Below are 19,441 nucleotides of genomic sequence, written 5' to 3' on the forward strand. Positions count from 1 at the left end.
AACGCCTCCGCCATGAACCTCCTGCTCCTCAGCAATTCCAGCAGCGATGCCGGTTACCTCACCCACGCCCGCGGCTGGATCGCCGAGTGGGCCGCCGCGCAGACCGCGGCCGGCGATGCGCTGTTCATGCCCTTCGCGGGCGTCTCGCGCGGCTGGGACGACTACGAGGCCCAGGTGGCCGGCGCGCTGGCGCCGCTCGGCCTGGCCGTGGCCTCGGTCCACCGCGCGGCGGATCCGGTGGCCGCCGTGCGGCAGGCGCGCTACATCGTGGTGGGCGGCGGCAACACCTTCGCGCTGCTGGGCCACCTGCGCCGGCTGGGGCTGCTGGAGGCGATCGCCGGGCGCGTGCGCGCGGGCGAGGCCTCGTACCTGGGCTGGAGCGCGGGCTCCAACGTGGCCTGCCCCACCATCCGCACCACCAACGACATGCCGATCACCGACCCCGGCGGATTCGGCGCCATGGGCCTCGTGCCCTTCCAGATCAACGCCCACTACACCGACGCCCATCCCCCCGGCCACCGCGGCGAGACCCGCGAGGAGCGCCTGCGCGAATTCGGCACGCTCAACCCGCAGGTGCCGGTGGTCGGCCTGCCCGAGGGAACGGGGCTGCGCGTGCAGGGCGGCAGGGTCACGGTGCTGGGGGATGCGGCGCCGGTGCGCATCTTCGAAGGCGCTGGCGCACCGCGGCAGCAGGGCCCCGGCGCGTTGGAATTACTGCAGGTTCCACGGCCTGATGCACCGGCGATAGCGGACGCTTGACACAACAGACTGTGAATTGCAGCAACGCAGAGGCATAGTATTCGGTTAGAACGCCCTATGGCGAGTCTTTGCCATAAATGCGCCGATGCCTTTGGCTTTCGATTTCGGCTAGCACTGCTGCTACACCCTCTTCTGACATATGCGCACGTGTTTTGGAGACTGTTTGCTCTTGGACCGACGCATCCACAAAAGCGCCATTAAGACCGATATAGATGTTGGCACCGTCGTTGAGATAGCAATCTCTATTTCGCCACATATCAATGCCGCCCAACCTCCACGCAGGCTTTATTTTCAATCTTTCGGGCCGCGCAGTGCTCGACAGAGGAGCCCAGGTCGATTTGGGCAGGTTAACGGAAATGCAGACGAACGGACGAATTTCTGTATCTCTCTGTGGATAGGTATCCAAGACTCTTTGGTCTTTCGACAGTGCAGTTTGATCAAGATGTGACACCAGCCCGACTTTTATCTCATTGAAACCCAACCTGGCCATTTGGACTCCTCACTACCGAATTAACAATTGCTTGAACGCTATCGTTGTGCTGAGGGCAACTCAGACGCTCACGCCAGCGCCCGCTGGATCAGGATTGATTGCGCACGTAGCTGGGCAAAAAGTGCCATCACCTTGTCATTGCCCGTTTTTTCTGCTGCTGCTGCCAGCATGTGTACGGCTGGGTCGACTCCTGCCATTTCGGCCATGGTCTCTTGCAGTTCGATGCCCGGGGCTTTCCTGCCTGCGCGCCAGTCGCATATCTGCTGTCGATGCACTCCTAGCTTGATTGCTAGCTGATTGTCGCTTCCTTCACCTCGCGCTCTATCGATTAGTAAATTTAATCGCTTTGTGTCTTGCATGTAAATACTCCGTGGTTTACATTACAGGTGTACATACAGTTTTATGTACGTTACCGGTTTCCGGTAACAAGAATGTACCACCCTTCCCCGTGCCCGTGAGGGCTACCGCCAGAAGCAGCGGGGATTGACAGTGACAAGCCCTGGAATGGGCTGGCATCGGCGCCGAAAGCGGCCTGACTGGTGTGGTGCTTGGTCCAAACCATGGAGCTACCCATGCCCTTCAACACTTTGGAATTCAAGTTTTGCCCTCGTTGTGGCGAGCGCCTTTCGTACACCTCTTATGAGGGCTATTGTGCGTATTCGGGGTGTTCCTGGAACAACGATGAGGCTGACGAAAGCACTCCCCCCGCCGAGTCCTCGCCCGGTCCCAGCCTGGATGCTGGGTTGGTAGCTCAACCAAGCGTAGGTGGTGGGGGGTGCCCCAGTGATGACCGTGTGCTAACGGCCGATGAGTGTCAGGCGCTCTACGACTTGGCTTGGTCCACTCGCGAGTCGCACGGTTCTGTTAGCAGTGGCGGATATGTCCTGCTGAATTTGGCGCACGCGTCTGACCTTTGCGTGTGGCAGACAAACAGTGGTCGCGTGCAGGCTTACGACCGGCTGTGCTTTCTTGCTGCCGATGCCATCGGTGCTGGGTGCTGACCATGGTTTCGAATCAGCTAGTTTTGCCCGCAGTTGTAGAGGCTGATGCGGCTAATGATTGCGGCCCCTCCATCCACTCCGGACCCCCTCCCGCCGTGGCCCTGGTAGCTCAGGGTGCGGGGGGCCGCATTCAATCCGGTTCCGGGAGCGAAAAGCGACGGGGCCGTCCCCGCAAGCATGCTTCGGATGCCGATCGCAAGGCTGCGTATCGATCAGGCAAGGCCCGCATTGACTACACAGATAAGCTGGAAATTAAGGCCACGATTTCCAAGCTCGCTGCTCAGTTTGAAGTGGGTGAAAACGAAGTCTTGCAGGAGTTTGTGCGGTTCGCGCTGTGCAACCGCGACTGGGCTCGTATGGGCTTTGCGGCAAAGCGTGTTGACGGGGTGTTGCAGTGAGCCCTGAAGAAATCCGCGATCTGCCTTACCGCTGCCGCAGGGCCATTTCCGCCCCGGTCCCGAAATGCATTGTGCAAGGGTCCAAGGCTGCGGCTGATGAATACAAACGGCTGGCGCAGGGCGTCAGCACGTATTTGTGCACTGGCAGACAACCGGAGCGCGCGCGGTCGCGCGTGGCCCGGCTGGAGCGGCTGCAGGGGGTCGCGCCATGAATGCCGATGAATACGTTTTTTGGGTGCTTTTCATTGCGGCGCTGGTGTTTCTTTTTGTTCCTTTTCTGTTGGCGGCGTCCTTATGAAGCACGTTCTTGCTTGCTTGGCGCGTCCCTATGCCGCCCCCCTGCCTGGAGACAAACAGGGGCCCCGCCGAAGCGCGAATAGCGCGTCCCACGTAGTGGGCTCGGTGGGGGCGGGGTATGGGGTGCCAAACCCCATGTCGGACCGTGGTGCGCCTCGTGCCAGTTGTCATGGTCTCTGCTCTTTGTGCATCCCTGTCTCGGCGCTCGCGCCCGCCGGGCAAGCCTGCGCCGCACGTGCGGGCGCGTCAGCGCAGGAGCCGGCAGGCCCCCGATGGTAATCACGGGGATAACGAATAACGGTAGGCCGTGCGGTCTGTATTAGTACAAAAAAGGTTTGTATGAGTCATCCGACTGGATCACGTGTTGATAAGCATGCAAAGGGTCATGCGGGCGCTTGTAACTTGGTTCTCGATGGGAATCAGGTGAAGGCTCGGCTGATCGCGGAGCGCACTGAATCTGGCGTGCCGGTGCATGTCGATTGGGTCCGATTTACCTGCCATCTGCGTAACGCTCCGATGCCTTCCGTCGATGTTCTTTTCCCGGAAGAGGATTTGGAGCCTCTGAGCCAGTGGGACCGCGATCAACGTACTGTTCGTATTCAGCGCTTGCGCAAGTTCCTGCGTTTCGTTCCCGATGCTGATTTCTCGCCCAGCGTGCAGGCTTTCGAGTTGGCTGAGCGTGTAGCGGAAGCTTTGGGTTCTGATTTTTCCGTGCATCCGGAAGCAAAAAAAGGGCACGATTTTTATCGTTGCCGCTGGAGCATTGAGCGAAATGGTGCGGAAGTCGGTTGGGTCGGATTCCTCGCATCTGGCGACGGTCCTCGTCAGCGCGCGCAGGCAAAAACCATCCACGTCAATGTCTATGGCTCGGCGTGCACGTTTGCCCAAAGTGGCTGGCGCGACCATCTTGCAAACGTCATCGATGAGACCAAAGGATGGCTCACGCGGATCGATCTGGCGCTTGATTTTTTCGATGGATTGAGTGGTGGCATGGAGAGAGTCAAGGCCGACTATGAAGCAGGCTTGTGCGATGTCGGGGGGCGTCGTCTCAAGTGCAACATGGTGGGCGACTGGTGCGGGGGTAAGGCGCGCTCTTTTTATGTCGGGACGAAGGAAGTCGGAAAGCAGACTAACGTCTACGAAAAGGGTCATCAACTATTCGGTGATGCAGATACGTCTGCTTGGATTCGTGCTGAGTTGAGGTGGGGCAATAAAGCGCGTTTCTTGGAGACCGACATGCTGCGCCGTCCTGCTGATTATTTCCACGGCGCTAGTGACTGGCATGCCTCCCTTCTCCGGGAAGCAGAAGCCATTTCGTTCCCGGTGACGGTGCCTTGCGAACGCAAGCGTCAGATTGAAACTGTCCAGGGTGAAGCGGTGCGGAATGTTCGCTGGCTGCGTGAAGTTGCTGCGCCCAGTTTGGCAATTGCTTTTGAGTATCTGGGCGTCGATCACTTTATGGAGCTGGTCTGCGACAAAAAGGCTCCTGGCCGTCTCCAAAAATTCAGTCGCGGCGAAATTGCCGCCGCTTACGGTGCTGCATTCGAGCGCAGCAAAAAAGTTTCTCACGGCGCCGACGTTGGCCACGTCATGGCATAGCTGTATCAATAGGCCGCAAAAGGAAAAACCATGAAGTTCCAGACTGAAGTTGTCGTCCACGGTGTGAAGGAAAGCGAAGGCACGATCGAGGGCCGGGCTTACAGCAGCACTACGTTCCACTGCGAGGTGGATTTGTCTGAAAATTCTGCTGGTCGGAGCATTGGCCGTGCTACGCGCCCTTTCAAGCTCGGCGATGCGCGCGAATACGACAAGTGGGCGCACTTGGGTGCATCCCTTCCGATCAAGGCCATGGCGACGTTCGAAATGGCTGCGGGTGCGCAGGACGCAACAAAGCTCAAGCTTGTGGACATCAAGCCCGTTGAGCGTGCCGCGTCGAAGGCTGCTTGATATGTACGTCATCCAATCCGCTACGACAGGGGCATTTCTTGCTCCGTCCGGCAACGGGGAGCCGGAATGGGTGATGTTGCTTTCCGAAGCTGGTGCAGTTGATGGGCTTGACGATTGCGCTCAGTTAATCGATGACCATGCAGAGCCTTGGCACCGCGCTCAAGTTGTCGATTTGTCTGCGTTGGGGCGTCCTGCCCGCTATTAGCTGCTTAATTTCGTTCCCGGTCCTGTATATACAGGATTATAACAATGGAGGATGGTAAATGGAAGATGAGATTGAAAACGATGGCGGGCGGTGTTCGGAGTGCGGCCCCGATAACGTCGAGGAGCCGGACGAAGAATATGACGCCATCTATTTCTATCGGTGTCTGGAGTGCGGCCACGTGGAAATGTGATTACAGCCGGTAGCCTCGCGTGCGGGGTTTCCGGGTGGCAATTTCGCTACCGTTTTTTGAAAGGGAAAAACATGTTTGCAAACACGATGGGCGTTGCCCGTAAGTACGGTGCTCGTGCCGTTTCGTCTCTGGCGCTGGTGCCCGTGCTGGTCGGCAATGCGTACGCCGCGCTGCCTGCTGACGTGAAGACCGAAACCGATGCGTACAAGACCGATGCGCTTGCGGCGCTCGGCATGGTGCTCGCGGCTGGTGTGGCAATCTGGGGCCTGAAAAAGCTGGGTCAAAAGCTCGGCTGGATTTAAGCCATGGCTGGTTCCGCCAATACCGCGACGGGAACTACTGACAGTGGTGTAACCGTCACTGTTTTGGTGGAGCCCGCTCCTGCTGATTCGGAGAATATTTCCGATATCTCGGCCCTTTGGGGCCTTTTTTTGGTCGCTGCGGTTGCGATATTTTGTGCACGGCGAATCGTGGATTTATTCAGGGTGGACCATGCGGATTAATAGGGGCATTTATGCCAAGTTCTGTCGAATTATCTTTTGCATTGGGATTGGCTTTGCTTGCTTGGGTCGCATTTCGCTGAGTCATGCAGCGTATACCCAATTGACTCCCCCGCCTGGGTGGGTTGCTGGTTCTGGTGCAGGTGCGACATATCAGCCGCCTGCTGCGTCGGCCTGGGTTAACTCAAAGGCGATGGCGGATGCTGCTATTCGTTCTGCTTCTGCTACTTCAAAAATTAGAGTGGCGTTGCCTTTGTCACCTGCTGCATCGCGCGTTGCCGCTGGCGTGATATTTGCGCATCCTGCGTTGCGTACCGCCGTAGGCATTGCTACTTGGTTGGGTTTGGCTAATGTGGTTTGGAACGAGTTATTGCAGCGGTGGGAAGAACCGGGTACTCCGGGCGATCCTCTTGGCGGAAAGCAGTGGAAGGACCCCACTCAAAACCCTGAGGGCGGCTGGTATTCTTCTCACTCTGGTGCATGTAGTGCTCGTGCTGGTTTTGTTGCGTCTCATCGCCCTGGTGAAGGTGTTTATTATGTAAGCTCTGATGCTTCGGGTAAATGTAATTTCATGCTTAATGGCAATATTGTTAGTGAAATTATGGCTACTCGTGGGAAGGATTGTGAAGAAGATTGGTATGTGCCTATTTGTGAAGGCAAAGACCCAGTTCCGTTGACCGAAGAACAATTCAAAGACAAATTGGCGCCTAAGAAAATGCCCGAATCTGTACCGCGTGAAATTGGTCCGGGTGCATTGCCAGTCGATAAGCCGGTAGTTAATCCTGGCACGGATGGAAAACCAAAGCCGATGTTTATTCCTACCGGAAAGCCGATTCGCAATCCGAATTACGATCCTTCCAAGCCAATTTCTTCTACGAATAAGCCATTTTTGCAGCCGGGTATTCGCGTTACCCCTTCGGGTACGGATGCAGAGCCTTGGAGAGTGGACGTTGAGCCGGTAGAGCGGCCTGTAGATAGTGAAAATCCATCGGAAGAGCCGTTGCCGGATGAAGATACATCTGAAAAACCTGCGGAAAAAGAATTGGATTTATGCACATTGAATCCTGATATTTTGGCGTGTGCAAAACCTGATTTGGATGTTCCTGACGAGAAGATTCCCAAAAAGAACCAGGACGTTTCATATCAACCCGAAAATCTTTTTGGTGGCGGCTCTTGCCCTGCTGATAAGGTTGGGACCAGTCATTCTTTGAAGGTGTGGGATTGGCAACAGTCGTGTAATTACATTACTAGCTATGTTCGCCCATTGATTTTATTGATGTGCTCCATTGCTGCCATGGTTATTCTTACTGCAGGGACTAGAACATGAAGATTGGGACGTGGATATTTTCGCTAGTGCAACCTTTGATTGGCAGAATATTGACAGCTATTGGATTTTCCGTGGTTACGATTACCGGTTTTGATGTGGCAATTACTGCCGCAAAAAATCAGTTAATAACATCGGTAAATTCTCTTCCTGGCGATGTGTTGAGCATATTCTTGTTGGGTGGTGGCGGTATTGGTTTGGGGATGATAACCGCGGCCATTGCCACTCGGCTTTTGCTTTGGCAAATATCTAATGCGACCAGGATATTGGGAGTTAATCCCCAATGATTACTATTATTACCGGCGTTCCTGGGGCCGGAAAAACTCTCTACGCTATTGAAAAGCTGTTGTTGCCCTTGGTTGGAAAGACCATTAATGTCCCTGATGGGAATGGAGGCGAAAAGGAACTTCCTCGGACCATTTATACAAACATAAACGGTCTCTTGATCGAGCATGAAATTGTCGATACTGGCGGCGACTGGCTGAAAGCGGGCGGGGATTTTAATTTCGATGGAAATGAGTTATCTGCTAGGAATTGGCACAAATGGGCAAAGCCTGGGTCCGTCATAGTTATTGACGAGTTCCAAAAAATGTGGCCGCCTCGGCCCAACGGTGCTAGCATTCCACCCGACGTTCAGGCGCTCGATACCCATAGGCATATGGGTGTGGATTTCATCCTGATTACCCAATCGGTCATGAATACGGATAGGCATGTGCATGCTTTGGGTGGGCGGCATTTGCACGTGCGTCGAGTTGCGAACATGGGGCTGGCGGTGGTGTATGAGTGGGACCACGTTTCCCGTTCGCTCATGTACTCAAAAGCGATTACAAAATCGCCGTGGAAGTACAGTAGGAAGGTTCAAAAGCTTTATCGGTCTGCTGAGGTGCACACAAAGCAACCGCGTAAATTGCCTGGGCTTGTTTGGTTTATTTTGGCTGCAATTGGCGCGGGCATTTACTTTGGTCCATCCGTTGTGCAGCGTCTGGGTGCTCGAATGAATGGAAGCGTAGGAGCGCCGGATGCCAAGCAAAATGCGCCTGCATCGGCTCCAGCTCATGCCCCTGCTGCTTCGGCGTCAGCGAACGCCGCCACGCAGGCCCCGCCCGATGAGAGAGTGGATTTTTTGCCTAGATTGTCAGATCGCCCGTGGACAGCTCCCGCCTATGACCAGTTGCGCAAGGTCGTTGCTATGCCGCTCATAACTGGGGCCATGTGCATTAACGATGCATGCAAGTGCTACGCAGGTGGTTCCCGGTTGCTGGATGTGTCTTCTGACGCATGCCGGCAATGGGCCATCGATAGACCATTTAATGCGTATGTGGCTCAGCAGAGTGCTGAGGCCGGGCAGTCCGATGCAAAGCAGCCAGGCCATGCTGCTGATTCTCCTTCCTGACCCTTGTATGCTGCGCAAGAGGAGGAGGAAAAGCATGTCTTATCACGACAGAGATTGGTATATCGACTGGTGGAAGAAGAAAATGAATTACGTCGAGCGCGCTACGTTCCGTGTGCCTGAGAACGTTCGTGCTGACTGGATACGGCGGTCGCGGTGGCGGCGAGTGTTTAGGCGCGTGGCGGTGCTGGTGTTTTGCCTTGTCGCTGCCATTGTGGTGAAGCGTTTGGTGAGGGGGATGTGATGACGATTGGAAGGATTTTGTTGGTGGCCGTGGTGGTGATGTGGGCTGTGGTGGCCATGGAGCAGTACCGCGCTACGGCGGGGCAAATTGTCTGCCGGCCTCCCGCCGATGCTGAGGTTCAGTCAGCCGCGTGGATCAATGAGAACGTGTCCAGTTGGACCGGTGCTAAGGCAGTGGCTGAGCCAAAGTGCCATAGCGTGGGTGCGCCGTGATTTTTGCGCGTAGTTGCTGTCCGAATAGCGGCCCTTTGGGGCCGTTTTTCATTATTTGGCGCCCTATGCATTGCCTCGCAAACTGCGAATTACGTTCCCGGGGCATAAAAAACATAGGAGGATTGCAATGGGCCGGCTTGTTGGGTATGCGCGTGTCAGCACAAGGGATCAGGAAACCAGATTGCAGCTCGATGCGTTGGCGCGAGCGGGTGTTAGCGCTGTTTATGAAGAAAAGGCTAGTGGCGTGTCGGAGCGGCCTATGTTGCGTGAGTGCTTAGCTGCGTTGCAGGCTGGAGATGTGTTTGTGTTTTGGCGATTGGATCGGGTTGCGCGGCGCCTCGGTGATTTGGTTGCCATTGAAGAAGATTTGCGTGCTCGGGGCATCGCTATTCGGTCGTTAACTGAGCCATTTGATACGACCACGGCGGTGGGCGTTTGCATGTTTCAGACACTTGGTGCGTTTGCCCAGCTCGAGCGCGCCACCATTCTCGAGCGGTCTATTGCTGGGCAGGTGGCTGCAATTAGGCGGGGAGTTGTGTGGGGTGGTCGGGCTCCTGCGCTTGACGCTTCGCAGCGTGCTGAGGCTCTTGCGCTGCGTGCGGCTGGGTTGTCGCAAGTTCAGGTTGCTGCTCGGTTTGGAGTGTCTCGGTCCACCATTTCGCGATTAGAGGTGCCTCCTAAGCCGCGTGTGTTTACGCGTATGCCTGTCCTGGGAAGGTATTTGCAAGAGAGCGCTGAATGAGGATCTTCTGCACATCGCTCGTGCCCTCGTAGATCTGGCACACCCGCACGTCGCGGTAGATGCGCTCCACGGGGAAGTCGTTCACCACGCCGTACCCGCCCAGCGTCTGGATGGCCGCGCTGCACACGCGCTCGGCCATTTCGCTCGCGAAGAGCTTGGCCATGGCCGCTTCCTTCAGGCAGGGGCGGCCCGCGTCGCGCAGGGCCGCGGCATGCCAGATGAGCTGGCGCGCGGCCTCGATCTGCGTGGCGCAGTCGGCCAGGCGGAAGCCCACGGCCTGGTGCTGGAAGATCGGCTGGCCGAAGCTCTCGCGCTCCTTGGCGTACTGCATGGCCACGTCGAACGCGCTGCGCGCCATGCCCACGCTCTGCGCGGCGATGCCGATGCGCCCGCCCTCCAGGGCGCCCAGAGCGATCTTGTAGCCCTCGCCTTCCGCACCGAGGAGGTTTTCCGCCGGAATGCGGCACTGGTCGAAATGGATCTGCGCCGTGTCGCTGCTGTGCTGCCCGAGCTTGTCCTCCAGCCGCGCGACGGTGTAGCCCGGCGCGTCGGTCGGCACGAGGAACGCGCTCATGCCGCGCTTGCCGGCCGCTTTGTCGGTCACGGCGATCACGATGGCCACGTGGCCGTTCTTGCCGCTGGTGATGAACTGCTTCACGCCGTCGATCACGTAGGCATCGCCCTCGCGCCGGGCCGTGGTGCGCAGCGCCGAGGCGTCGGAGCCCACGTGCGGCTCGGTGAGGCAGAACGCGCCCAGCATCTCACCGCGCGCGAGCGGCGCCAGCCAGCGGCGCTTTTGCGCCTCGCTGCCGTAGCGCATCAGGATGGCGTTCACGGGGCAGTTGGTCACGCTGATGGCGGTGCTGGTGCCGCCGTCGCCCGCGGCGATCTCCTCCAGCACCAGCGCCAGCGAGAGGGTGTCCAGGCCCGCGCCGCCGTATTCCTCGGGCACGCAGATGCCGTAGGCGCCGAGCGCTGCCAGGCCCTGGTGCGCTTCGCGCGGGAAGTGGTGCTCCTTGTCCCACCGGGCGGCGTGCGGCCACAGCTCGCTCTGCGCGAAATCGCGCACCGCGTCGCGGATCATTTCCTGGTCCTGGGTCAGCAGCATGTCGTTGTCTCCATCCAATCGTTCATCGTCGTTCCATGGGGGCCGTGCTACCAGTGCGCGGCGCGGCGTCCGTCGTGGTGCAGCAGCCGGCCCCGGTCGGCGGGCGTGACGCCCTCCAAAGCCGTGCGCATGCCGCGCACGCTGTCTTGCACGTCCAGCGCGCCGTCCTCGCCGCCCATGTCGGTGCGGACCCAGCCGGGGTCCAGCGTGATGAGCGTGGCGCCGGGGTAGTCGTGCTGCGCCGACGCCACGGCCATGTTGAGCGCGGCCTTGCTGGTGCGGTAGAGCCAGGCGCCGCTGTTCGGCACGCTGCCGATCAGCGACATCGTGGACGAGAGGAAGGCGAACACGCCGCCCGCATCCGCCACCAGCGGCGCCACCTGGGGCAGTGCCTGCATCGCGCCGAGCACGTTGGTGTGCATGACGGCATCGAAGTCCTCGCGCGTGGGCGGCGTGCGCGCATCCGGGCGGCGGATCACGCCGGCCACGTAGAGGGCCAGGCCGATCTTTTCGCCATCGAGTTGCCACGACAGGCCGCTCACGCTCTCGGGCCGCGCGACGTCCACGGTCAGCGGCTCGGCGCCGAGGGCCTGCACGCGCGCGCGGCCGGCATCGTCGCGCACGGTGGCGATCACGCGGCGGCCCGCTTCGCGGTACTGCCGTACGAACTCCAGGCCGATGCCCCGGGAAGCGCCAATGACAAGAATCGGGTCCATGGATGCCTTTCAGGCTCCCGCAGGCTCCATGCCGGCGGATTCATTCAATAGTTTGCTATTAAAAATATAGCAATCATGTTCCAGCCCGGCGCGGCGGCCGGGCCGGCGCCGCCTCACACCAGTTCGATGGCCATGGCCGTGCCCTCGCCGCCACCGATGCACAGCGTGGCCAGGCCACGCGTCTTGCCGCGCGCCTTCAGCGCATGGATCAGCGTGACGAGGATGCGCGCGCCGCTCGCACCGATGGGGTGGCCCAGCGCGCAGGCCCCGCCGTTCACGTTGACGATGTCGTGCGCCACGTCCAGCTCCTTCATGAGCGCCATGGGCACGACGGCGAACGCCTCGTTCACTTCCCACAGGTCCACGTCGCGCACGCTCCAGCCGGCTTTCTCCAGGGCCTTGTGCGTCGCGCCGACGGGCGCGGTGGAGAACCACTCGGGCTCCTGCGCGTGCATGGCGTGGCCCACGATGCGCGCGAGGGGCTGCGCGCCCAGGCGCCTGGCCGTCGATTCGCGCACCATCACAAGCGCGGCCGCGCCGTCGTTGATGCTGGAACTGGAAGCGGCGGTGATGGTGCCGTCCTTGCGGAAGGCGGGCTTGAGCGTGGGGATCTTGTCCAGCCGCACCTTGCCGGGCCCCTCGTCGGCCGAGACCACCGTCTCGCCCGCGCGCGTCTTCACGGTCACCGGGGCGATCTCCGCCGCGAAGGCGCCGGAATCGGTGGCCGCCTTGGCGCGCTGCACGCTGGCCACGGCGAACGCATCCTGCTCCTCGCGCGTGAAGCCGTATTTGGCGGCGCAGTCCTCGCCGAAGGTGCCCATCGAGCGGCCGGGCTCGTAGGCGTCCTCGAGGCCGTCGAGCATCATGTGGTCGAAGATGCGGTCATGGCCCAGGCGGTAGCCGCCACGGCCCTTCTGCAGCAGGTACGGTGCGTTGGTCATGCTCTCCATGCCGCCGGCAACGATCACCTCGTGCGAGCCGGCCAGCAGCATGTCGTGCGCGAACATCGCGGCCTTCATGCCCGAGCCGCACATCTTGCTCAGCGTGACCGCGCCCGCGCTCTTGGGCAGACCGCCCTTGAATCCGGCCTGCCGTGCAGGCGCCTGGCCCTGGCCGGCCATCAGGCAGTTGCCGAACAGCACTTCGCCCACCAGCTCCGGCGCGATGCCCGCGCGCTCCACGGCCGCGCGGATCGCCACGCCGCCCAGATCGTGCGCGGCGAGGCTGGCGAAATCGCCCTGGAATGCGCCCATGGGGGTGCGGGCGGCGCCGATGATGACGATGGGGTCCTGGGGTTGCATGCGGATGTCTCCTGGTGGGAAAGGGATGGATGGAATGCGGGCGCGGGGCCGCCGGTGCGCTGCCGGCCAGGCCCCGCGATCACGAAGGCGTGGGAGGCGGCGCAGCCGCGCCGCCGTGCGGGAACCGCCGGTCGGCGTCGTAGGGGAACACGTCGTACATGTGCCCGGCCTGGATGCGCTCCTTGTGCGACTGCCAGAACGCCGGGTCGAGCAGATCGGCGTGGTGGCGCAGGAACACCTCGCGCACCGCATCATTGCCCAGCAGGAAAGGGCCGAACGTCTCGGGGAAGACATCCCGGGGGCCCACGGCCCACCAGACCTCGCCCGAGAGTTCGTCTTCTTCGTTGCGTGGCGCGGGCACGCGGCGGAACTGGCAGTCGGTGAGGTATTCGATCTCGTCGTAGTCGTAGAACACGACCTTGCCGTTGCGCGTGACGCCGAAGTTCTTCCAGAGCATGTCGCCGGGGAAGATGTTGGCGGCCACGAGGTCCTTGATCGCGTTGCCGTACTCCACCACGCTGTGCTCCACCTGCCGGCGCGCGCGTGCGTCGTGCAGGCCGGTATCGAACGCTTCCTGCAGGTAGATGTTGAGCGGGATCATCCGGCGCTCGATGTAGACGTGCTTCAGGATCACCTCGACCTGGCCGTCGCCGTCGCGGTCGCTGATCTCCAACTGGCTCGGCGCGAACTTCTCGATCTCGGCGATGAGTTCATCCTCGAAGCGCTCGCGCGGGAACGCCACCTCGCTGTACTCCAGCGTGTCGGCCATGCGCCCCACGCGGTCGTGCTGCTTCACGAGCAGGTACTTGCCCTTGATCTGCTCGCGCGTCGTGTCCTTCTGCGGCGGGTAGTAGTCCTTGATGACCTTGAACACGAACGGGAACGAGGGCAGGTCGAACACCAGCATCACCATCCCCTTGATGCCGGGCGCGATGCGGAAGCGGTCGCTGGAATAGCGCAGGTGGTGCAGGAAATCGCGGTAGAAGAGCGTCTTGCCCTGCTTGGCAAGGCCGAGCGCGTTGTACAGCTCCGCGCGCGGCTTGCGCGGCATGAGGCTGCGCAGGAACTGCACGTAGGCGCTCGGGATCTCCATGTCCACCATGAAATACGCCCGCGCGAAGCTGAACAGCATCTGCAGATCGTCCTCGCCGAAAAGCGCCGCATCGATCACGTAGCGGCCGCCGGGGCCGTGCAGGATCGGCAGCGCGAACGCGAACTCCTGGAAGCCGTTGATGATCTTGCCGACGAGGTAGGCGCCCTTGTTGCGGTAGAACAGGCTGGACAGCACCTGGATCTGGAAGTTGGCGCGCCACTTGCCCGGCCCGAGCCGCTCCAGCAGCACGCCGGCCACGCGCGCGGTGTCGCGCGCCAGATCCTCGAAATCTCCCTGCAGCTGGAAGTTGTCTACGACACGCACCAGCGTCTCCTGCAGCGTGGCGGGCGCGGGATAGTAGGCGCGGTAGGTGGGCCGCGCGCCGGGCTCGTCGTTCTCGAGGTATTCGGTGCTGATCGCCGGGCGCACGAAGATGAAATCGTTGTGGAAGTGCGTGCGGTGCAGGATCTTGGTGGTCACCGAATTGAAGAAGGTCTCGGCCAGCTCCGGCTGGCGGTGCCCCACCAGCAGGCCGATGTAGTGCAGCTTGACCTGGTACCACACCTCCATCGGCTGCTCTCCGGCGGCGAACTCCTTCTCGAGCCGCCGCACGCACTCCTTCACGCGCAGGTCGTAGAACTCGATGCGCTCGCGCTGCGCGCGTTGCTGTCCGGGCCAATCCGAGGTTTCGAAACGGTGCTTGGCCCGTGCGGACTCCGCCCGGAACAGGCGGTAATGGCGGTTGAATCCATCCATCATCGCCTGCGCGATGCCGTAGGCCGCAGGGGAATCGAGGCGCCGGGGAAACATGGTCGGCTGCTCCATCGGAACTCCTTGGGGCGATCCGCCGGCTATTCGCGGCGGCGGTCGGCCACGCCCTGCACCGCGGCCTTGTAGACGGCATCGAGCCCTTCGGTGCCCGACACCGTCATGTTCAGGTTGTTGATGAGGCCATCCTTCAGGCCATAGCACCACCCGTGCAGCGTGACCTTCTGGCCCCGCGCCCAGGCGTCGGCCATGACGGTGGTCTGCGCGGTATTGACCACCTGCTCGATGGCGTTCAGTTCGCACAGCGCATCGAGCTGCCAGCCCGCCGGGATCGACGAGATCAGCGCCCGGTGGCGGTCGCGCACATCCTTGACGTGGCGTATCCAGTTGTCCGCCAGGCCCACACGGATGTCTTCCAGCGCCGCGCGCACACCACCGCAGCCGTAGTGGCCCACCACCATGAGGTGCTCGACCAGCAATTGGTCCACCGCGTACTGGATCGTGGAGAGGCAGTTCAGGTCCGTGGGCACCACCACGTTCGCCACGTTGCGGTGCACGAACACTTCTCCGGGCTCCAGCCCGGTGATCTGGTTGGCCGGTACGCGGCTGTCGGAACATCCCACCCACATGTAGCGGGGCTTCTGCTGGGCCATCAGGCCCGTGAAGAAGCCAGGCCGCTCCCCCTCCATCCGAGCGGCCCAGGCCCGGTTGTGGACAAACAATTCTTCGATATCGGGAGCGGTCATACAGCTGCTTTCTGGGGATTGCGGGAAACGTCAGGCGGTTTCGGAGAACAGTTCGCGGCCGATCAGCATGCGGCGGATCTCGCTGGTGCCTGCTCCGATTTCGTAGAGTTTCGCATCCCGCCAGAGTCGGCCCAGCGGGTACTCGTTGATGTAGCCGTTGCCGCCGAAGATCTGGACGCCTTCGCCCGCCATCCAGGTGGCCTTCTCGGCGCACCAGAGAATGACCGAAGCGCAGTCCTTGCGCACCTGCCGCACATGCTCCGTGCCCAGCATGTCGAGGTTTTTCGCGACGGTGTAGGCGAAGGAACGGCCGGCCTGGAGCACGGTGTACATGTCAGCCACCTTGCCCTGGATGAGCTGGAACTCGCCGATGCTCTGGCCGAACTGCTTGCGGTCGTGGATATAGGGCACCACGTTGTCCATCACCGATTGCATGATCCCGAGCGGACCGCCCGTGAGCACCGCACGCTCGTAATCCAGGCCGCTCATGAGCACCTTCGCGCCACCGTTCACCTGGCCCAGGATCTGGCTGGCCGGCACCTCGACGTTCTCGAACACCAGTTCACCCGTATGGCTCCCACGCATGCCGAGCTTGTCGAGCTTCTGCGCAATGCTGAAGCCTTTCATGCCTTTCTCAATGAGGAATGCCGTCACCCCGCGCGCACCGAGTTCCGGTTCGGTTTTGGCATAGACCACCAGCGTGTCGGCGTCGGGGCCGTTGGTGATCCACATCTTCGTACCGTTCAACAGGTAGTAGCCGCCCTTGTCGTCGGCCCGCAGCTTCATGCTGATGACATCGGAGCCGGCGCCCGGCTCGCTCATGGCCAGTGCGCCCACGTGCTCGCCCGAAACCAGCTTCGGCAGGTACTTGCGTTTCTGCTCTTCCGAACCGTTGCGGTGGATCTGATTGACGCAGAGGTTGCTGTGCGCGCCATAGGAGAGCCCGACGGAGGCGCTGGCCCGCGAGATCTCTTCCATGGCGACCATGTGCGCCAGGTAGCCCAGTTGCGCACCACCGTACGCTTCGGACACCGTCACGCCCAGCACGCCCAGCTCACCCATCTTGGTCCACAGATCCATCGGGAACTGGTCGGTCCGGTCGATCTCTGCAGCCCGGGGGGCGATCTCCGCCTGCGCGAATTCCCGTACGGCATCGCGCAAAGCATCGATGTCTTCACCCAGTTGGAAGTTCAGCCCAGGCAGTGTGGAAATGCTCATGTGTGGTGTCTCCTTCAATGGTTGCAACGCCCGTCGCGGAATCGGAACGGCCATGCATGCGCACCCGGCAGATCGCAGTTTGACGAAGACAGGCCTGCAAGGCCGTCAACCGTACCGCGCCGCAAATGCAAGAACGCATGATATGACGTTTACGTAAACGTCAATTATGAAGCATTCCGGCCCTTTGCAGATTTGCCTACTTTCAGAAGCAACGAACGCGCCTCTCGTTCATGCTCCCGGATTTCATCGAGATTGGCTTGCAGATCGGCCATCTGCTCCTCCAGCTGTTTCCGATGGCTGGCCAGAACATCCAGGAATTTCTGCAGTTGCACGCCGGTATCCCGCGGACTGTCGTAGAGATCGATGATCGATTTCGCCTCTGCGAGAGAGAGGCCCAGCCGTTTGGCACGCAGGGTGAGCCGCAACCGGGTCCGATCCCGCGCGGAATACAGGCGCGTGCGCCCCCCTGGCCCCGTGCGTTCGGGCTGCAGCAGTCCCATGTCCTCGTAAAAACGCATCGCCCGCGTGGTGAGATCGAACTCCTTGGCGAGGTCGCTGATGGTGTAGGTGGTGGCCATGGGTGAGAGGACAGAGCGGCAGGAATCAGCGCCGCCCGATGGAAGTCGGGTTGACGCGCACGTCAATCGTAACGCAGCCCATTGCTTCGATCCGCTGGGGTTTGCCTGAGAAGGAAGAGAGATAGCCGAGGCACTCTGCATCCCCGGTCGATGGATGTGATGTTGCCCCCGTATTCCCGGCCCCGTCCTATTCGCAATAAAGCGCCCGGTCAGCCTTTGCGGCCTGCTGCCGCCTGAACTCCCGAGGCGAACGCATTTTCAGCGACGAGTGCGGATGCACCTCGTTGAAGTGCTCGAAGGCCGCCGGCAGTTGCGCCAGAACCGTCCGTGCGTCACGCAGATCCATGCGGGCCACGTAGTCGCGCTTGAAGGTGTTCACGAAGCTCTCGGCCATGCCGTTGCTCTGCGGGCTGCAGACGGGCGTGTTGATGGGCTTGAGGCCCAGCGCACGCGCCAGTGCCCGGGTGTCCGCTGCGATGTAGGCCCCACCGTTGTCGCTGAGGAACTCCAGCTCCTGGCCTACCGGCACCGCCTCCACCGAGCCGAAGCGGCGCTCCACGGCCTCGATGAGCATCTCGCGCACCGGCTCGCCTGGCAGTCCTTTTCCCTCCCAAGCCCGCCAGGCCATCACCTCGCGGTCGCAGCAATCTTTCGTGAAGGTGGCCGTCACAGTCTGGCCCGAGTCGCACTTGATTTCCAAGCCGTCGGAGCACCAGCGCAGGTTGCTGCGCGAGACCGCCACACGGCCCTCATGGGTGCGTGCGGACTGACGCCGGCGTGGTGCATTGGGCAGCAGCAGGTCGGCTGCCGCCATCACGCGATAGACGCGCTTGGCATTGACCCTGGGGCCGCCCAGCGCAGCGCGCTGGCGGTTGACCAAGGCACAGGCACGCCGGTAGCCATAGCTGGGCAACTGCGCAATCTCTTGGCGCAGTTCAGCAAGCAGCCCGGTATCGTCTGTGGGCGTGCGGTGACTGCGGCCATCCCTCCAGTCTTCATCGCGCCCCAGCAGGTCGCGCACATGCGAGCGCGCCAACCCCATCGTCCGGCAGACCGTTTTCACTGCTCGTCCCCGGGCAACAAGGGCGAGCGCGCAATCCACTTTTTTTCTGCGGCGTACTCCACGGCTTCCTTGAGGATTTCGTTCTCTAGCGTCTTCTTGCCCAGTACGCGCTGGAGCTTGGCGATTTCCGCGCGGGCAGCAGCCAGCTCGGACGCCGGCACCACGGCTTCACCAGCAGACACGGCGGTCAAGGCTCCCTGTCGTTCGAGCTTGCGCCACTGGAACAGCAGCCCCGCCGAGACGCCTTCCTGCCGAGCCACCAGCGACACGCTCATGCCTGGTTCGTAGGTGCGGCGCACCAGTGCCGACTTCTCCGAGAGGGACCAGCACCTGCGGCGCTGGTCTTTAACGACTACCTCTACTGACTCCGTATGCCTAGTCATATGCACAGTCCTGTTCCTATCTCCAAAGATAAGCGACAGGACGGGGCCGGGGAATCAGGGGGCTATATCAGGCCAACCGGCAACTAGCAATCGCCGCAGGAAACCGGATTCAGCCTTGGAACCGTGCTGCTCCAGATCCGTGCGCACACTGCAGGCCGAAAATCTCCTGACCGGGCATCTATCGGCCACGGTTCGACAGCAGATCGCGCAGAGGTAGATGCAATCCTATGAGCGCTGAGCATCAACAGGCCAACGATCCGGTATTTGCTGCTGCTTTAGTGGACGTTCATTGGACAATGAGTCTGGATTGCGCTTTACACAGCATCGTTGCCATTTCGTCCCGCTGTCGCAATTTAGCGGCGATGCATCAGATGCAGAGTGAAGCAATCTTTGCGTCTCCAGTCCGAATTTCGGATGCTGAATTCCAAAGCAAAACGCCCTCAGACCGAGTTGATCTGAGGGCGATTTGGGCTGTAGGAGCCTGACGATGACCTACTTTCACACGGGTATCCGCACTATCATCGGCGCAAAGTCGTTTCACTGTCCTGTTCGGGATGGGAAGGAGTGGGGCCAACTTGCTATGGTCATCAGGCATAAAGGGTTGCTACCTTGATTGTTGATCAAGGCGGCGAATTCATAGAGTCTTGTCAGCGGTAATTTGACTACGTCTTGGCATAACAACTTGACGGTGTGTCAAAGTTATAGGGTCAAGCCGCACGAGCAATTAGTACTGGTTAGCTTAACGCATTACTGCGCTTCCACACCCAG

General features: G+C 60.7%; 21 protein-coding genes and 1 rRNA gene. 11 read left to right on the plus strand and 11 right to left on the minus strand.

What is annotated here, in order from left to right; all coding sequences use genetic code 11:
* Positions 1–12: 12 nt before the first annotated feature.
* Positions 13–759: a dipeptidase PepE gene (pepE, locus tag BM144_RS13215; RefSeq protein WP_092952953.1), complete on the plus strand. Its 747-nt coding sequence runs from the start codon at positions 13–15 to the stop codon at positions 757–759.
* A gap of 55 nt (positions 760–814) precedes the next feature.
* Here the strand turns inward: pepE and BM144_RS22765 are convergent, their stop codons facing one another.
* Together BM144_RS22765 and BM144_RS22770 are read right to left on the minus strand one after the other, a co-directional pair.
* A complete protein-coding gene (locus BM144_RS22765) occupies positions 815–1,249 on the minus strand; it encodes a hypothetical protein (protein ID WP_139225709.1) in 435 nt (144 codons plus the stop codon).
* Positions 1,250–1,317: 68 nt separating this feature from the next.
* Entirely contained in the window at positions 1,318–1,608 is a 291-nt protein-coding gene (locus tag BM144_RS22770; protein WP_139225710.1) for a hypothetical protein, read from the minus strand.
* 737 nt (positions 1,609–2,345) lie between these two features.
* Here BM144_RS22770 and BM144_RS22775 point away from each other — a divergent pair.
* The 10 genes from BM144_RS22775 to BM144_RS13255 all read left to right on the plus strand — a co-directional run bounded on the left by BM144_RS22775 (position 2,346) and on the right by BM144_RS13255 (position 9,699).
* On the plus strand, positions 2,346–2,648 hold the full coding sequence (locus BM144_RS22775) for a hypothetical protein (RefSeq protein ID WP_139225711.1): 303 nt from the start codon (positions 2,346–2,348) through the stop codon (positions 2,646–2,648).
* A gap of 636 nt (positions 2,649–3,284) precedes the next feature.
* Entirely contained in the window at positions 3,285–4,544 is a 1,260-nt protein-coding gene (locus tag BM144_RS13220) for a replication initiation factor domain-containing protein (protein ID WP_092952955.1), read from the plus strand.
* 30 nt (positions 4,545–4,574) lie between these two features.
* A complete protein-coding gene (locus BM144_RS13225; protein ID WP_092952957.1) occupies positions 4,575–4,892 on the plus strand; it encodes a hypothetical protein in 318 nt (105 codons plus the stop codon).
* A gap of 263 nt (positions 4,893–5,155) precedes the next feature.
* Positions 5,156–5,287, plus strand: a complete 132-nt coding sequence (locus BM144_RS23590; RefSeq protein WP_281246090.1) for a hypothetical protein — start codon at positions 5,156–5,158, stop codon at positions 5,285–5,287.
* 71 nt (positions 5,288–5,358) lie between these two features.
* Positions 5,359–5,589: a major capsid protein gene (locus tag BM144_RS22780; protein WP_139225712.1), complete on the plus strand. Its 231-nt coding sequence runs from the start codon at positions 5,359–5,361 to the stop codon at positions 5,587–5,589.
* Between the two features lie 391 nt (positions 5,590–5,980).
* A complete protein-coding gene (locus BM144_RS22785) occupies positions 5,981–7,114 on the plus strand; it encodes a hypothetical protein (protein ID WP_139225713.1) in 1,134 nt (377 codons plus the stop codon).
* Positions 7,111–7,398: a DUF2523 domain-containing protein gene (locus BM144_RS13235; protein WP_092952961.1), complete on the plus strand. Its 288-nt coding sequence runs from the start codon at positions 7,111–7,113 to the stop codon at positions 7,396–7,398. The genes BM144_RS22785 and BM144_RS13235 overlap by 4 nt, the downstream gene beginning before the upstream one ends.
* A complete protein-coding gene (locus tag BM144_RS13240) occupies positions 7,395–8,504 on the plus strand; it encodes a zonular occludens toxin domain-containing protein (RefSeq protein ID WP_092952963.1) in 1,110 nt (369 codons plus the stop codon). The genes BM144_RS13235 and BM144_RS13240 overlap by 4 nt, the downstream gene beginning before the upstream one ends.
* 34 nt (positions 8,505–8,538) lie before the next feature.
* Positions 8,539–8,745 (plus strand): hypothetical protein, encoded by a 207-nt coding sequence (locus BM144_RS13245; protein ID WP_139225714.1) that lies wholly within the window; start codon positions 8,539–8,541, stop codon positions 8,743–8,745.
* A 339-nt stretch (positions 8,746–9,084) separates the two neighbouring features.
* Positions 9,085–9,699 (plus strand): recombinase family protein, encoded by a 615-nt coding sequence (locus tag BM144_RS13255; RefSeq protein WP_092952969.1) that lies wholly within the window; start codon positions 9,085–9,087, stop codon positions 9,697–9,699.
* Here the strand turns inward: BM144_RS13255 and BM144_RS13260 are convergent.
* The 9 genes from BM144_RS13260 to rrf all read right to left on the minus strand — a co-directional run bounded on the left by BM144_RS13260 (position 9,650) and on the right by rrf (position 19,265).
* Positions 9,650–10,807, minus strand: coding sequence for an acyl-CoA dehydrogenase family protein (locus BM144_RS13260; protein WP_092952971.1), 1,158 nt, complete (start codon positions 10,805–10,807; stop codon positions 9,650–9,652). The two genes, BM144_RS13255 and BM144_RS13260, sit on opposite strands and share 50 nt — an antisense overlap.
* A gap of 47 nt (positions 10,808–10,854) precedes the next feature.
* A complete protein-coding gene (locus BM144_RS13265) occupies positions 10,855–11,523 on the minus strand; it encodes an SDR family oxidoreductase (RefSeq protein ID WP_092952973.1) in 669 nt (222 codons plus the stop codon).
* A 113-nt stretch (positions 11,524–11,636) separates the two neighbouring features.
* Positions 11,637–12,824 carry an acetyl-CoA C-acyltransferase gene (locus BM144_RS13270; protein ID WP_092952975.1) on the minus strand — a complete coding sequence of 396 codons (1,188 nt, stop codon included), beginning with the start codon at positions 12,822–12,824 and terminating at the stop codon, positions 11,637–11,639.
* 79 nt (positions 12,825–12,903) lie between these two features.
* Positions 12,904–14,727: a bifunctional isocitrate dehydrogenase kinase/phosphatase gene (gene aceK, locus BM144_RS13275; RefSeq protein ID WP_092953027.1), complete on the minus strand. Its 1,824-nt coding sequence runs from the start codon at positions 14,725–14,727 to the stop codon at positions 12,904–12,906.
* Positions 14,728–14,768: 41 nt separating this feature from the next.
* The gene (gene can, locus BM144_RS13280) at positions 14,769–15,431 is read right to left on the minus strand and encodes a carbonate dehydratase (protein ID WP_092952977.1); all 663 of its coding nucleotides are present in this window, start codon (positions 15,429–15,431) and stop codon (positions 14,769–14,771) included.
* Between the two features lie 30 nt (positions 15,432–15,461).
* Positions 15,462–16,649, minus strand: a complete 1,188-nt coding sequence (locus BM144_RS13285) for an isovaleryl-CoA dehydrogenase (RefSeq protein WP_092952979.1) — start codon at positions 16,647–16,649, stop codon at positions 15,462–15,464.
* A gap of 164 nt (positions 16,650–16,813) precedes the next feature.
* Positions 16,814–17,227 carry a MerR family transcriptional regulator gene (locus BM144_RS13290; RefSeq protein WP_092952981.1) on the minus strand — a complete coding sequence of 138 codons (414 nt, stop codon included), beginning with the start codon at positions 17,225–17,227 and terminating at the stop codon, positions 16,814–16,816.
* A gap of 187 nt (positions 17,228–17,414) precedes the next feature.
* Positions 17,415–18,673 (minus strand): IS3 family transposase gene (locus BM144_RS13295; RefSeq protein ID WP_245783651.1). Its coding sequence is split into 2 segments (ribosomal slippage): positions 17,415–18,343 and positions 18,343–18,673, totalling 1,260 coding nucleotides; the frame shifts between segments, so codons are not numbered across the junction.
* Positions 18,674–19,152: 479 nt separating this feature from the next.
* A 5S ribosomal RNA gene (gene rrf, locus BM144_RS13300) occupies positions 19,153–19,265 on the minus strand.
* Between the last annotated feature and the right edge of the window lie 176 nt (positions 19,266–19,441).

This window comes from Paracidovorax konjaci (genome assembly GCF_900112675.1).
In the GTDB taxonomy this organism is placed as follows: Bacteria; Pseudomonadota; Gammaproteobacteria; order Burkholderiales; family Burkholderiaceae_C; genus Paracidovorax; species Paracidovorax konjaci.

What these genes read in the sequence shown, in the direction of transcription:
- BM144_RS13225 (WP_092952957.1), top strand. Translation starts at nt 4,575, where the DNA reads ATGAAGTTCCAGACTGAAGTTGTCGTCCACGGTGTGAAGGAAAGCGAA.
- BM144_RS13290 (WP_092952981.1), bottom strand. Translation starts at nt 17,227, where the DNA reads ATGGCCACCACCTACACCATCAGCGACCTCGCCAAGGAGTTCGATCTC.
- BM144_RS22770 (WP_139225710.1), bottom strand. Translation starts at nt 1,608, where the DNA reads ATGCAAGACACAAAGCGATTAAATTTACTAATCGATAGAGCGCGAGGT.
- BM144_RS13245 (WP_139225714.1), top strand. Translation starts at nt 8,539, where the DNA reads ATGTCTTATCACGACAGAGATTGGTATATCGACTGGTGGAAGAAGAAA.
- pepE (WP_092952953.1), top strand. Translation starts at nt 13, where the DNA reads ATGAACCTCCTGCTCCTCAGCAATTCCAGCAGCGATGCCGGTTACCTC.
- BM144_RS22765 (WP_139225709.1), bottom strand. Translation starts at nt 1,249, where the DNA reads ATGGCCAGGTTGGGTTTCAATGAGATAAAAGTCGGGCTGGTGTCACAT.
- BM144_RS22780 (WP_139225712.1), top strand. Translation starts at nt 5,359, where the DNA reads ATGTTTGCAAACACGATGGGCGTTGCCCGTAAGTACGGTGCTCGTGCC.
- BM144_RS13235 (WP_092952961.1), top strand. Translation starts at nt 7,111, where the DNA reads ATGAAGATTGGGACGTGGATATTTTCGCTAGTGCAACCTTTGATTGGC.
- BM144_RS22785 (WP_139225713.1), top strand. Translation starts at nt 5,981, where the DNA reads ATGGCGGATGCTGCTATTCGTTCTGCTTCTGCTACTTCAAAAATTAGA.
- BM144_RS13240 (WP_092952963.1), top strand. Translation starts at nt 7,395, where the DNA reads ATGATTACTATTATTACCGGCGTTCCTGGGGCCGGAAAAACTCTCTAC.
- aceK (WP_092953027.1), bottom strand. Translation starts at nt 14,727, where the DNA reads ATGTTTCCCCGGCGCCTCGATTCCCCTGCGGCCTACGGCATCGCGCAG.
- BM144_RS23590 (WP_281246090.1), top strand. Translation starts at nt 5,156, where the DNA reads ATGGAAGATGAGATTGAAAACGATGGCGGGCGGTGTTCGGAGTGCGGC.
- BM144_RS13285 (WP_092952979.1), bottom strand. Translation starts at nt 16,649, where the DNA reads ATGAGCATTTCCACACTGCCTGGGCTGAACTTCCAACTGGGTGAAGAC.
- BM144_RS13260 (WP_092952971.1), bottom strand. Translation starts at nt 10,807, where the DNA reads ATGCTGCTGACCCAGGACCAGGAAATGATCCGCGACGCGGTGCGCGAT.
- BM144_RS13265 (WP_092952973.1), bottom strand. Translation starts at nt 11,523, where the DNA reads ATGGACCCGATTCTTGTCATTGGCGCTTCCCGGGGCATCGGCCTGGAG.
- BM144_RS13255 (WP_092952969.1), top strand. Translation starts at nt 9,085, where the DNA reads ATGGGCCGGCTTGTTGGGTATGCGCGTGTCAGCACAAGGGATCAGGAA.
- BM144_RS13270 (WP_092952975.1), bottom strand. Translation starts at nt 12,824, where the DNA reads ATGCAACCCCAGGACCCCATCGTCATCATCGGCGCCGCCCGCACCCCC.
- can (WP_092952977.1), bottom strand. Translation starts at nt 15,431, where the DNA reads ATGACCGCTCCCGATATCGAAGAATTGTTTGTCCACAACCGGGCCTGG.
- BM144_RS13220 (WP_092952955.1), top strand. Translation starts at nt 3,285, where the DNA reads ATGAGTCATCCGACTGGATCACGTGTTGATAAGCATGCAAAGGGTCAT.